Origin of the sequence: Salinicoccus jeotgali (assembly GCF_039538805.1) — a bacterium.
Lineage (GTDB): Bacteria > Bacillota > Bacilli > Staphylococcales > Salinicoccaceae > Salinicoccus > Salinicoccus jeotgali.
Genome location: NZ_BAABCK010000057.1, coordinates 1 through 12,362, shown reverse-complemented (window position 1 = coordinate 12,362; position 12,362 = coordinate 1). Strand labels below are relative to the sequence as shown.

Here is a 12,362-nt window from a genome sequence, read left to right as displayed (position 1 = left end):
CGATCTGTAGTTTAAACTCTGGGGTAAAGGTTCTTCTTGTTCTTGTCATAAAAAAATCGCCTACTTTTTTGATTTAACAATAGCCTCCCTCATAGGAGTTGTCCAATCAAGTGTAGACGATCCAGTAGTATGTCTAATAAATAAAGGTTCCTTCATTTTTAGACCCGTTAAATAGCGACAACGTTCTTTTAATTCCTCTATTTCTTCATTCATTTTGCCTGTTGAAGAAGGAAAATTCCCCCAAAGTCCGACTTCTCTAAGTAAGTCGTTTTTCATAACACCTGAAATTAAATGAAAATACAATGTGTTAAAGTATTTCCTATCTCCAGATTTTAACAATCTTTGAAAACCTTCAAGAATTTCAACTTCTGTAGTGTCTTTGTTATAGGTGTTTGCGGAGGTTAATGCAAGTAATTTAGTATTTTCATCTATATCTAATTCAAAATACCATTTATTTTGATTAGCAATGATCTTAATTGCTTCTAAAAGTTGTAATGGGCTTTCAAGTGTAATACTATATTTAGCTGGTAAGCCACCTTTTTTAACACTCCATCCAGGGTTAATAATCAAAACTTTTTTCGGCGCTGTTAAATAAAGGTCTTCATCACTGCTACCTATGAAAATGATGTTCTTTGCATCATCTTTATCTACAGTAGTCTTGAAATCATTTCTAAATAAACAGGTAATTTCGAAGTTGAATTTCTCTTTAAATATGGATTTCATTCTTTCTAAACTATGATAGCTATGGGACAACATTACAATTGTATGGCCTTCATTATTTAATTGGCTTAAGAATTCATTTATTTCAGCATACATAATAAAATCTTCATCAAAAACTGTTAACCTTGTAAGTACTATAATTTTAGACAAAAGAATTAACCCCTTTATAAACTTTTATTATTCTATAGGTAAATTATGAATTCCGGTATAAATTTTTGCACTATCGCTAGAAAGTATTTTCCTTACTCCTGTAGAATTATTGTTAAAACAGAAGATTGGCTTTTTTTGTTTGTAAGCAAATCGAGCAGTGTGCATTGTTCCACTTTTTTCTGAACACTCAGCTATTATAACTGCATTACTTAAACCTGATACTATTCTATTTCTATTAATATAATTGGTTTTCTTAAAATCATTCTTATAATATTCACTTATTAATAAACCACCTGTATTAATTATTTTTTGAGCGAAGTGCTGGTGACTTTTAGGGGTTACTTCGTTAATAGGACTTGGAAGTACTGCCACTGCTATACCCTCATTATCTAAAGTAGTTTTGTGAGCTTGTATGTCTGTTCCCAAAGCTAGTCCACTTACTATGATAATTTTAGATTTCACCATTTCTGTAACTGTCAGTTCTATTTCATTCAGAGTATTCTCCGTGGGTTTCCTAGTACCAACTATCGAGCATGAGTAATAATCTTCAAGTAATTCAAGTTGTCCTTTATAAAAGAGAAAAAACGGGGGATGTGGGATAGACTTTAACTTACTCGGATAACTGTTCTCATAAAAATAAATGTATTTTATGTTTTCTTTTGCAAACTCTTGCAGTTTTTCCTCGATATGCATGGTACTTTCTTTGAGATTCTTTGAAGTGATTAGTTCAATTTCTTTATTTGAGAAAATCCCCAAAGAAAATTGCAACTCCAAATATTCTCCTTTTAATAATTCGTTTAATTGAGCTTCACTCGCTTCTTTATGTAACATACTAAGTGTCCACAAAGAGAAACCTAAATCGTAGAGTATAAAAAAAATCTTTTTAATATTCATATTCCATCCTTTATACCTATGACATTTTATTATAAAATATAACTTTTTCTTCCTAAGCCTTTATCATACCAAAAAAATTCGACAAATGTTTTTTATTAAATAATCTTAAATCTAAACCCTTCTTAATAGATCAACATAAACTTTCTTAAACATATAAAAATAATTTAAGAAAGTTTTTCATTTATAATTAGAAAATAATTTCTGATTATAAAATTTGTAGATGTGTTTTCTCTCTTAAATTTTTGATTGATTAGAGTAGACCCTAATTAGACAGTGTGGCGTTGTCTCCACTGCTAGGTTCTAAATGTATGACTAGGGTGTATTTTAATTACACCTTCGATTGAAAATTAAACTGGAAACCTAAAATGTCACATAAAACACCCCCAAAGTGAGTTCTCCAACAAAGAGACTCATTTGGGGGTATTATGAATAATATACGTTTATATTCCAGCAAAAGAAATACAAATTATAGGCCAAGTTCGGTAAATCCAGGATGGTCATCGGGTCGTCTACCAAGCGGCCAATAAAATTTTCGTTCTGATTCGCTGATCGGCAGATCGTTGATGGATGCAAAGCGTTGCTTCATCAAGCCATCTGAAGAAAACTCCCAATTCTCATTTCCGTATGATCGGAACCAATTCCCGTTATCGTCATGCCACTCATATGCAAACCGTACTGCAAGGCGGTCTTCGGTAAATGACCAAAGTTCCTTAATCAATCGATAGTCGAGCTCCTTAGCCCATTTTCTTTCGAGAAACTCTACGATTTCTGAACGGCCAGTTGGGAATTCGGCGCGGTTCCGCCAGCGGCTATCCTCTGTGTAAGACAAGGATACTTTATGCGGGTCACGACTGTTCCAACTATCTTCGGCCATACGGACTTTCTGCACGGCAGTTTCTTGCGTGAATGGAGGGACAAGTTTACTCATTATATCTCCTCATTTCTGAACTGTTTACTTCAGCATATACAGATTTTTCTATATATTCAAGTAATATAAAGTTAGTAATAACTTTAAGTTAGCCATTAAGTTTACACATATTCTAAAGGAGCAGCTTGCTTCGTTTACTGTTGCCTGTAGATCTCCTCAATTTCTTCAAATTTCTTCATCATGCTATAGCTGTCCACTTGATGGTTTTTGATATCCTCATACATCAATATCTTCCCCGCCAAGAAAATGGCATCGATGTCGAGGATATGTTCAAAATTTTCCAATGGATTCTGGTTGAGTAATATGTAGCCATCGTCTTCCCCTACAATCTTTTTGGCTTCAATTGTCGCCTTCCTCAATATTTCAAAATCAGCCAAGCTAAAGTCCTTAAATTCATTCAGCTCTTCAATCATACTAAGCCCGGGATACACCCACGTACCTGCAGGTGCATCGGTGCCGATATATACTTCCCCGCCCCTTTCAAGATACTTACCTGTAACCCGCTTCACTTGTTCATACTCCCATTTTTGGCGTTTCTTGAACGCTTCACTAAGCTGCGCATCAATGGTTTCGAACTGAGTATTTATAGATAATTGCTCATCCGCTTCAACCAGCTTCATCTGCTTGGATGACACCAATTCAGGCGGGTTGAATGTACACCCTTCTGCCAAGTGCCGGTACAGTGTCAATGTGGGCACCAACTTCACTTCATGTTCAAGAAGGTACGACAATAAATTATTCAGCCTATCAGTATCTATTGGCTTGCTCGTAATCGTATCAAACGCTTCGTCTGAAAGTTGGCTGTGATAGCCGGGAAAAAGGTGTTGGACGATGCTCGATGCATGTTCGAGCCACTTTACCCCATACTCTGTTGCCTTCATTGCATCGATGACCTTGGAATGCAGCAGATCAGCCGCAACCTCGAGTCCAAGTGTGCCTCCCCTTTTCACTACAGCACCCAAGACATCTTCCTGGATATGGCCATACACTTTGATGAACTTCGCATCTTGGTTATACAGCTCCTCGACAGCCTCCATTGCTGTATCGATGTCATTGGTGGAGACATTGCCAAAGGAAGTCGGCCCCCACAGCCCAGGTTCACCATCGATGAAGCGATAAGTCGCGTATACATGCGGTGCGATATCATCCATCATCTGGATAAGTTCATAGTTGCCACCGGTATTTCTTACTGAGGTCACACCACTTGCCAAATAATGCTTCGCACTGACTGGTGTAATGTGAGTATGCATATCCACCAGACCAGGCATCAGATATTTTCCTGTACCATCTACTTCCCTCTCCTCATCTGATTGGAATGTCACATCCTTGACTTCAATGCTTCCTTTATCCAGATCGATCCAGTTGACGTGCTTTACTTTAATCATAGACACTGCTCCCCTTTGTTTATGTGGACGCCCTAGTTTTGTGTATTATTTACATGGTTACAGGCGTGATGCATTTGGACTATACCACTGTGAGTCTCTGGCTGATTTATATACTATTTTATCTTGCAAGACGGCTTACAGTTTCAATTTACTCCCATCAATAGTACCGCAAGGCAAAAAGAAGAAAGCGCGATAATAAATATAGCTTGCTCCAAAATTTACCTCCCCCTTTCTAAATATCTGGTACACTATCAGTATAACAATATATCTAAACATTTAGATATCTAGCAAAGTAGGCCTATTGCCTCACACTATACTTTTCAAAAGAAGAACAAGAGACTTGTCCAAAATGTAAGTGGGAATTATGAAATTGAAAGTACGGTTATATCATATTCATTTTGTTATATTTTCAATTTAAGTGATGACATCTGAGAAAAACTTTAGTAGAAGGGGGTAAGTCATGAAAAAGGTTTTATCCATTTCATTAGGAATCATTAACACAATAACCTTTGCGATTGGATTAGGCTTCTTATTTGGTGATGATCAAAATTCCAAAATAAAATAATTAAAATAGAATGAGAGGGAGTAAGCGAAATGCAAATAGAATTATCTGGATTAGTGGTAAGTATGCTTATTTTGGCAGTCGGATTGGGTTTTATGGGATATTTTATTGGGGATGGCCTCAAAAATATGGGTAAGCCTGATAGCGAACATCCCGCCACCAATTTTATAAAGAAAGAAGATTTGCCAATATACTTCAGTTTAGATAAAGAAGAAATTGATGACTTATTAGATAAGCATCCAAATGCTCCTAAAATAATATTAAACGGCACAACGTATTATCCATATAAACAATTTTTATATTGGCTCTCTTCAGCCGAAATATATAAATCGTCAAACGGGCATCAAATGGATAACGAATGACTCTAGGCTACTATATTAAATCTGCTGAAAGGTAATTAACATGAAAGAAAGACCAAAAATCGACATACCTAAGACTTTGACTGAAAAGACCGCAAATGTCATAGGCTACACTATTTTCATCGGAGCCCTAATCTATGTAATCATCACCTTCCCATCCCTACCTGCAGAAGTACCCGCTCACTTTGGAGCAGATGGTGAGGTGGATAGATATGGATCGAAGTATGAAATAATTGTCCTCATCGTCATACCACTGCTCTTGATACCGGGACTCAAGGCGTTGGAGCGGTTTCCGGAAATGCATAATTATCCAAAACGTATGGACGCCTCTAATGTCAGGGAGTTCTATTTGAACAGCAGAATATTACTCAATTTAACATCAAATGGGACGTTGATTGTATTTGCAGTTCTATATGTCGAAATTACCAACCACGGGCTTACTGGCTCATCTACATTCGGCGTACTTCTGATGCCGTTGATTCTTTTGCTTATACTGGGACCGATAGCTTGGAAATTGGTTGAACGTAGCAGAATAAAATAGTTGATGGTTAAAAGACATCATAATGGTAAAGGAGTCGAGAACTTTTCCCGACTCCTCTATACGTCTGGTAGCCTATTATCCTATATATCAGTCTCCCAGTCCTTCTGCTCTTCTCTACGCATATCTTCTGCCGTGTCTTCCGGGTAGACGACCCTGAATTTATGATGGTCTTTAGGAATGACTTCCACCATCTTATCGATCATCAGCTGTGGATCCATCTGGTGATTCAGACTATCTCCGCTTGCTTCCAGCTTATCTTTTGAAGTGTGATGCTTCTCTTCATCATACCATTTCCAGTTTGCTGCGACTGCACGGTCGTTGAAGCCGGTGCCGAATCTGCCGGGATTGATGGTGGCGACCTGGACATTGAACGCTTCCATCTCCTGCTTCAGCGCTTTCGCTATGGCACCGATGGCATGCTTGGAGGATGAATAGAGTCCTTTATAGGCAGAGCTCATCTTTTCCGCTTTGGACGATACGAAAATGATTTTACCCTGCCGCTTCTCTACAAAATGTTCGGCTGCGATACGAGCGGTTTCAAGGGTACCAAATACATTGATTTCGTATAATCGTCTGATGTTCTCCATCGGCATCTCCCATATCGGTCCCCCTTCATTGATTGCCGCATTGGCTACGAAGATATCATAATCATATTTTTTCATGGCTTCGCGATCATATGCGTCTGTGATATCCATTTTGAAGACTTCAAGATCTACACCCGCTTCTTTTCCTACTTCACGCAACCCTTCAACCTGTTCCTCTTTTTCAACAGCGGCAATGACCGTGTGCCCTTCGCGCGCAAGGCCAAGCGCTGTACCCTTTCCTAAACCTGATCCTGCACCTGTAATCAAGATTGTCTTAGCCATCCTAATTGCCTCCTAGTTTCCTATTAATAGTTTTAATTTTCCCTGTCGGCGCCTTCATAAACGCTTGCACCACTCCCCTCGCACAGGTCACACAATGGGTTTATCCCTATAATTATGGACGCCTTTAATTATTTTTCAGCTGCATGGGTATAATGGATATATGCATACAAATATCTTTCTTCAACATTTCTTATTTTCGACCTCCCCGCATTTCAATGGTGCATACTTATCAGTGGATTTGTTCTAAAGGACTATCCTTAAGTTCTACTGCAGTAAAATAGTTGAAAATAGATAATGCCAGTTTAAGATGAATATAAGCGATACCCTTAACAACCGCTTGTTTTCAGCTATAATATCAAGTCTTGATGAAAGGAGTGAGCTGGTGGAAAAAGTTGTCGTGGGTCTCATCACAGCTCCCGGTCTTCCTGAAGAGTTAATAAAAGGGATGCTGAAAGATTTGAGCGAACTATCCAGTAAACATATTGATGACAAAGTGGATTGGCAATTTGATTATCAGACCAATCCGTTAGCTGCCTCCGCCGAGTTCATCAATCAGACATTCGAAAAAGCGGAAGCCATCCGAGAGGATAACCAATGGGACTTGGCAATCGCAATCAGTGACCTCCCCAGTATATCCAGTAATAAGATCGTCGTTTCAGAAGTGAATTATGACCAGACGATATCACTGCTTTCAGTGCCGTCACTTGGCGCCATTAGGGTTAAGAAAAAACTGCAGAATCTACTAATGCATCACATTACATGGCTACACCGCAAAGATTTATCTGAAACCCCTGAGGGCATACGCTTGAGCTTCATCAATCAGATCACTGAAGTGTCGACTTCTGAAGATGAGGTGAGCAATAAGCGGTACATACGGAAATCGACGGTAGCCGGATGGAGTAAACTTGTTGCAGGCATGACTTTAACGAACGAGCCATGGACGGCTTTAAGCAACCTTAAGACTATCGTTGCATTATCATTTGCCACAGGTACATACATCTCCATCTTTTCGATACCTTGGGAATTGAGTCTGGATTATTCCTTGTGGCGGTTCGTGTTGCTGACGTTCATCGCGATCTTTGGTGTGGTTGGATGGTTGATATACGCTCATGATCTATGGGAATTGGTTTCCAGTAAAAACCAGCGGTCATATCGTTATCTATACAACTTCACCACATTGGCCACCTTGTTGTTTATTACAATCGTAAACTACCTGGTCGTCTTTCTGCTGCTTGTAATATCAGTTGTCGTATTTGTTCCGATGGGACTTTTTGAAACCTGGACTAAGATTGAGCCTGATGTGGAATGGATGGATTATTTAAATCTCGTATGGTTTTCTGCCTCTGCAGGAGTTCTGGCAGGTGCCTTGGGCTCCACTGTCGAAGATGAAGGAACGATTCAGAATGTGACGTATTCCTACAGACAAATGTACCGGTATAAGCAAATAGAAGAAGAAAATGAAGAAACTACAAAAGAAGAACAGACCGAAGAGCATGCAGGCACAAAACAAACTCATGATAAGTCAGAGGATGATTGATATGAGCAAGAGATATGTTGGCATCGTCGCAGCGCCTGGTGCGCCAGATGAACTTGCAAGAAAAATAAAGGAAGAATTACCGGAGGTGCTTTCCGAGGAATTTGAAGAAGAACATGAATGGGAAGTTGGCGTCCATGTAGACCCACTTACGAGTTATGCAGAGCTGACGAAGGAGTTGTTTCAGAAAACAGATCAATATTACCAAGATAGGGATTGGGATTATACTATTTTCATCACAGATCTCCCGTTATACCATAACGAGAATATTATCGGCATAGATATAAATGAAGCCACTGAGGTTGGATTGGTGTCATTGCCCGCCTACGGTTGGCCTCCTAACAAACAGAGTGTTCTCGAGACCATCGTGACCCTGATCACTTCGGTCCAGGCAAAAAATGACAAGGAATCCACCGAATCAAATGAAGAGAATCGTAGGAATTTGAAAAGGATATTCAACCGATATTTTAAATTCAATACACTTTATTATGAGAAAAGTCATAACGATGCCACCGATTCCGAGCATTCAATATATCAAATGAAGAATAATTTGCGGGGATATTTCCGACTGATCAGTGGAATGGCTTGGGCGAATAATCCTTTAAACATGATGCGGGTTTTGAGCTCAGTAGTAGCACTTGCTTTTGCGACAGGTTCCTTCAGTATGATCTTTTCTACCATGTGGAGCCTAAGCGATTTGTTCTCTATCTGGAGGATGATTGCTGTTTCAATATTCGCTTTAACCAGTATGCTAGTGTGGATCATTATCTCCCATGGTCTATGGGAAAGGCTGGAAGAAGGTGAGGATAAAAGATTTTTGAAGTTATATAACGGTGCGACAGTCGTAACGCTGGTTATATCATTGGTGTTTTATTTCACTGTGTTGTATCTGATGTTCCTGACCGGTTCCCTTGTGCTGCTACCACCTGACTTTATAATAAGGAATATTGGATTAGAACAGATAGACATCCGCTTTTACCTTAAGCTAGCATGGTTCGCCACATCACTTTCAACAGTTGTAGCTGCAATCGGAGCGGGTGTTCAGGACGAGAATGTAATGAAGGAAAGCACATATGGCTATCGACATCGCCTGCGTTCACAAGAAGCCAGTGAGGAATGATCGGTCAATATATTATGTCGCACTCTCTAGCCTCTAGCTAGCTAATGTTATTACATTTAAAGGACTCATCACACCTGTCATTCAGCAATTTAAACTTAAATGAAAGCTGACATCACGAATTCTTAAAAATCTTGAAAAGGAATGAAAAAATGGGATTCTATATAATGATTTTGTCATTCATACTCGGCGCTTACTTGACTGTCCTAGGTATTTCTCGTAGAACACATAATTCACTATATAAGATTTCATTAGTGTTCGGAATCATCTTTATTATATTTGCTATTTATCTAGCATGGCCAAAGTAGAGTTAATTCTGATATGTTTTTAATAAGCTAATGCTACCTACATTACACTTAGGCGCCTTAAAATTAAGCAATCCCCCTAACCTGAAATATGGTTTAGGGGGGATTGTGTTGTTCGGGCGGTTTTTGAAGCGTATGACCTGAAAAAAACTGTATTTTAATAATATTCTTCTAGAATTTGTTTAGAGTCCTTATAAATCGATTTTGGGAAGTTAAATATTCTAAGTAGCTCTAGCGCATTGGATGTTTGGGCTGGCCCTTTTTTAATTTGATAGTCAAAGAATATATCATCGCCTTCAAGCACTTCAGAAAAGTGGTACATCACCATTTCATCACATAGTGTCTCTGTCAATTCTATATCATGAGTGGCTGCCACCAAAGAAATTCTCCTATGCGTACTCAAAAATCTCAGCAGCACTTCTGCTGCTGCCAAACGTTCTTTCGTATTCGTCCCTTTAAATATCTCATCAATGAAACAATAGAAATGAGCATTACTGCCATTTAGGGCTTCGATTATCCTTTTCAATGATTTGATTTCACTGATAAAATAACTATCCCCTTCCGAGATACTGTCTGAAATATCCATTGAAGACAACACTCTACCAGGCACATATTTAAAGTAGCCACTGGTTGAGGTATTGATGCCATTACTCAGAATGACATTCACAGCCAATGATTTCATAAAAGTGGATTTGCCGGAGGCATTCGATCCGGTGAGCAGGATGTTTTGTCTCAAATCAATTGAATTGCTGATAGGTTCAGTAATCAATGGATGATATACGTCATGTATTACCATACTTTCATCTTGCACTGCATTCGGGGTAACATAATAAGGCAACTGCCTTCGCCACATTGCCACGGAATAGTTCAAGTCAGCTGTAGAAACCAGATGCCAGCACTTTTCATATGTATCCTTATTTTTAACAAGAGTATTAATAATATAATGACAAACATGGTAATCCAGAATAAATGCATGTTTAACACCAGTCAATAATTGAAGAAGTATATTATTCTGATCGGCCTCTTCATTAATCAATAACGTACTGAACAACTGTAAATGCTTGACCCCATCTTCAATGTTGACGGAAGTATTCAGCATATCGTGAAAATGCGGTTTAAGTTGAGTCGCCACACTTATAATATTTAAACCATAGAATAAATCTGAGTATTCATTTTCATACTTCGATTTATGCTGGTATGAAATCACCATGTTCAATAATAATGCACCGATTATAACTAAAATCCCTAAAAGGAAGTTAATGAGCAGCATCCCTATGCCGACTACAGGCAGCACACTTAGAAATGCGTATAGAGGTTGATAACGTACTGAGCCCGATGGCGTATAGTGTGTGAAGTACTTTGAAGTGTCTGAGTTTGGCTGTTTGGATAACTTCGACAGAATCCATGTGATTTTTTCCCGCCAAGGTTGATCGGTGTTCAGCCTCGCAATGAAATTTTCGTCAACATCCTCGCAGGCCCCCACATTTCGCAATGCCGCATAGAGACGTTCTTCCCCCACCGTGGTGAACGTATGATTGATTTCTTTAAAAAGTGAATCCATATCCAAGTCATGCCACGTCACATCATCGACTTCAAACTCCCGACTGACATTGCCATCTGCAATTAGATTTCGATAGAAATGATCAAAATTAATGAACGTCTCATTATATTCCAACCACTTGGCGTTTTGTTCCCAAAGTTGTTTAACTATGACTCGTTTTTTTCTGTTTTCAGTTATGGATATAATTATCGTGACAATGATAATGATTAACACGACACCCACGTAGAAATATAATGACGACATTTCAACACTTCCTCTTACGGAGTATACAATATAGCGTCATATTATACGACACTGTTATTACTGAATATAATAATATATCAATGGTATTGAGGAAGAGTTTCTAGAAAACAAAAGCAATCTGCCAACTTTGAATAGATACAAATAGTGCAATTCGCTAGTTCAATAATTATGCTCTTTTAAATAATTTAAAAATCCCTCTGCAATTTGATTATATCTACTCACAACTTTTTTTTCATCCAATGTTTCCAATTTTCTGTCCTTCATAATCCACTTTCCATCAATCATCACGTGATGAATTGAATCGGCTTTATTGTAAAATAATAAATTATAGAGATAGGTGGAAAAGCTTTCTCTATTCAGCAGTGGTTCTAGATCTACATCATCTTTTTTAATAAAAACTAAATCAGCTTTATAACCATCTTTAATTTTTCCTATGTCATTTTGTAATTTATATGCTTTTGCACCATTAATAGTCATCATTCTAAAAATCTCTTCAACGCTATATTTATCAACATGATTATTTATTTTCAGTAAGTAATATGCCAACCTCATTAACTCCCATACATTAGTATGAGCGTAATCAGTACCTAAGCAAACATTCACACCATTCTCTAGCATGGCATTAACATCTGCAACTCCCGCGCCAGTATCCAAATTTGAAAGAGGACAATGAACAACAGAGCTTTTATGTTTTGCTACCAACTCGATATCCTCTTCTGACATATAAACGCCATGAAAAAGAATTGTTTTATCATCAAGTAAATTCCTTTCACTGTAAAGTTCGATGCTTGATTTACCAAATTTGGATTTAACTATATTAGATCTCCACTCATTCTCTAAACAGTGCGTCATCATAATAGTATTATATTTATCTTTTACCTTTTTCAAATTAAACAATTCATCTTCAGTCATGTCTTCTTCTTCTAATAAATGGGTTCCAAATAGAATGTTCCCCTGTGACTTATTATAATAATCTCCAATTTCTTCATACGTATCAATCATCCCTCGTATGCCTATCTCATTCATTACATCACTTAGTTGCTGGGGGGATTGTGGGTCTGAGTCACTTATGTAAATGGCAGTATTAAAATGTAGGAAATCGGCAATTGAAAATTGTTGGTTTACCTACATTTTTTTGTATGCTTTTCTTATGACATCGAAGGAGGATATTCATGAGAAAAGACGTACGCGAAGGAG

General features: G+C 38.1%; 11 protein-coding genes. 4 read left to right on the top strand and 7 right to left on the bottom strand.

Features of this window, described 5'->3' with window-relative positions; translation table 11 throughout:
• Window positions 1-60: 60 nt before the first annotated feature.
• The 4 genes from ABD734_RS08470 to ABD734_RS08455 all read right to left on the bottom strand — a co-directional run bounded on the left by ABD734_RS08470 (window position 61) and on the right by ABD734_RS08455 (window position 4,077).
• Complete coding sequence (locus ABD734_RS08470; RefSeq protein ID WP_344703314.1) at window positions 61-870, bottom strand: hypothetical protein; 810 nt, start codon at window positions 868-870, stop codon at window positions 61-63.
• Window positions 871-897: 27 nt separating this feature from the next.
• Window positions 898-1,764 (bottom strand): DNA-processing protein DprA, encoded by an 867-nt coding sequence (locus tag ABD734_RS08465; protein ID WP_344703313.1) that lies wholly within the window; start codon window positions 1,762-1,764, stop codon window positions 898-900.
• Window positions 1,765-2,230: 466 nt separating this feature from the next.
• The gene (locus ABD734_RS08460) at window positions 2,231-2,692 is read right to left on the bottom strand and encodes a nuclear transport factor 2 family protein (protein ID WP_344703312.1); all 462 of its coding nucleotides are present in this window, start codon (window positions 2,690-2,692) and stop codon (window positions 2,231-2,233) included.
• 134 nt (window positions 2,693-2,826) lie between these two features.
• Window positions 2,827-4,077 carry an amidohydrolase family protein gene (locus ABD734_RS08455; RefSeq protein ID WP_344703311.1) on the bottom strand — a complete coding sequence of 417 codons (1,251 nt, stop codon included), beginning with the start codon at window positions 4,075-4,077 and terminating at the stop codon, window positions 2,827-2,829.
• A gap of 594 nt (window positions 4,078-4,671) precedes the next feature.
• Here ABD734_RS08455 and ABD734_RS08450 point away from each other — a divergent pair.
• Both ABD734_RS08450 and ABD734_RS08445 read left to right on the top strand, forming a co-directional pair.
• Window positions 4,672-5,001 carry a DNA-binding protein gene (locus ABD734_RS08450; protein WP_344703310.1) on the top strand — a complete coding sequence of 110 codons (330 nt, stop codon included), beginning with the start codon at window positions 4,672-4,674 and terminating at the stop codon, window positions 4,999-5,001.
• A gap of 40 nt (window positions 5,002-5,041) precedes the next feature.
• On the top strand, window positions 5,042-5,539 hold the full coding sequence (locus ABD734_RS08445; RefSeq protein WP_344703308.1) for a DUF1648 domain-containing protein: 498 nt from the start codon (window positions 5,042-5,044) through the stop codon (window positions 5,537-5,539).
• A gap of 80 nt (window positions 5,540-5,619) precedes the next feature.
• Here the strand turns inward: ABD734_RS08445 and ABD734_RS08440 are convergent, their stop codons facing one another.
• The gene (locus tag ABD734_RS08440; protein ID WP_344703307.1) at window positions 5,620-6,405 is read right to left on the bottom strand and encodes an SDR family oxidoreductase; all 786 of its coding nucleotides are present in this window, start codon (window positions 6,403-6,405) and stop codon (window positions 5,620-5,622) included.
• A 382-nt stretch (window positions 6,406-6,787) separates the two neighbouring features.
• Here ABD734_RS08440 and ABD734_RS08435 point away from each other — a divergent pair, with 382 nt between their 5' ends.
• Both ABD734_RS08435 and ABD734_RS08430 read left to right on the top strand, forming a co-directional pair.
• Window positions 6,788-7,942, top strand: coding sequence for a hypothetical protein (locus tag ABD734_RS08435; protein WP_344703306.1), 1,155 nt, complete (start codon window positions 6,788-6,790; stop codon window positions 7,940-7,942).
• 1 nt (window position 7,943) lies between these two features.
• Complete coding sequence (locus tag ABD734_RS08430) at window positions 7,944-9,059, top strand: 5,10-methylene-tetrahydrofolate dehydrogenase (RefSeq protein WP_344703303.1); 1,116 nt, start codon at window positions 7,944-7,946, stop codon at window positions 9,057-9,059.
• A gap of 459 nt (window positions 9,060-9,518) precedes the next feature.
• On the opposite strand, the gene ABD734_RS08425 is transcribed toward ABD734_RS08430, so the two are convergent.
• Window positions 9,519-11,135, bottom strand: coding sequence for a MutS-related protein (locus tag ABD734_RS08425; protein ID WP_344703301.1), 1,617 nt, complete (start codon window positions 11,133-11,135; stop codon window positions 9,519-9,521).
• 189 nt (window positions 11,136-11,324) lie between these two features.
• Window positions 11,325-12,191 carry an amidohydrolase family protein gene (locus tag ABD734_RS08420; RefSeq protein WP_344703300.1) on the bottom strand — a complete coding sequence of 289 codons (867 nt, stop codon included), beginning with the start codon at window positions 12,189-12,191 and terminating at the stop codon, window positions 11,325-11,327.
• Between the last annotated feature and the right edge of the window lie 171 nt (window positions 12,192-12,362).

Bases quoted from the DNA above. Each gene is read 5' to 3' on its own strand.
- ABD734_RS08445 (WP_344703308.1), top strand. From the start codon at position 5,042: ATGAAAGAAAGACCAAAAATCGACATACCTAAGACTTTGACTGAAAAG.
- ABD734_RS08430 (WP_344703303.1), top strand. From the start codon at position 7,944: ATGAGCAAGAGATATGTTGGCATCGTCGCAGCGCCTGGTGCGCCAGAT.
- ABD734_RS08460 (WP_344703312.1), bottom strand. From the start codon at position 2,692: ATGAGTAAACTTGTCCCTCCATTCACGCAAGAAACTGCCGTGCAGAAA.
- ABD734_RS08420 (WP_344703300.1), bottom strand. From the start codon at position 12,191: ATGAATGAGATAGGCATACGAGGGATGATTGATACGTATGAAGAAATT.
- ABD734_RS08465 (WP_344703313.1), bottom strand. From the start codon at position 1,764: ATGAATATTAAAAAGATTTTTTTTATACTCTACGATTTAGGTTTCTCT.
- ABD734_RS08440 (WP_344703307.1), bottom strand. From the start codon at position 6,405: ATGGCTAAGACAATCTTGATTACAGGTGCAGGATCAGGTTTAGGAAAG.
- ABD734_RS08455 (WP_344703311.1), bottom strand. From the start codon at position 4,077: ATGATTAAAGTAAAGCACGTCAACTGGATCGATCTGGATAAAGGAAGC.
- ABD734_RS08450 (WP_344703310.1), top strand. From the start codon at position 4,672: ATGCAAATAGAATTATCTGGATTAGTGGTAAGTATGCTTATTTTGGCA.